The organism is Leisingera sp. XS_AS12 (assembly GCF_041224635.1).
GTDB lineage: Bacteria > Pseudomonadota > Alphaproteobacteria > Rhodobacterales > Rhodobacteraceae > Leisingera.
The window spans coordinates 1-525 of sequence record NZ_JBGFGM010000013.1; the positions used below are offsets into that span (position 1 = coordinate 1).

The 525-nt window shown below is 62.1% G+C and carries 1 pseudogene; it reads left to right on the top strand.

Annotated features, from left to right (window positions below):
• Positions 1–525 (top strand): annotated as a pseudogene (locus AB9K35_RS00070) (hypothetical protein); the annotation flags it as partial.

Sequence of the window (525 nt, forward strand, 5' to 3'; positions counted from 1 at the left end):
TCACCATCGCCGGAACCGCTGCTGAAGATCAAACTCTCACGGCAGCCAACACCCTGGCAGATGAAGACGGGCTAGGCACGATCGCTTACCGGTGGAAACGCGATGGCGCCGACATCAGCGGCGCGAGCGGCAGCACCTACACGCTTACCCAGGACGATGTCGGCGCGGTCATCACCGTGGCAGCAACCTATACCGATGGTGAAGGAACGACCGAGAGCGTGACCAGTGCCGCAACGGCCACCGTGACCAACGTCAACGACGATCCGACCGGATCCGTCACCCTCTCCGGAACCGCTGCTGAAGATCAAACTCTTACGGCAGCCAACACCCTGGCAGATGAAGACGGGCTGGGCACGATCGCTTACCAGTGGAAACGCGATGGCGTCGACATCAGCGGCGCGAGCGGCAGCACCTACTTGCTTACCCAGGACGATGTCGGCGCGGTCATTACCGTCGCCGCCAGCTATACCGATGGTGAAGGCACAACCGAGAGCGTGACCAGTGCTGCAACGGCCACCGTGACCA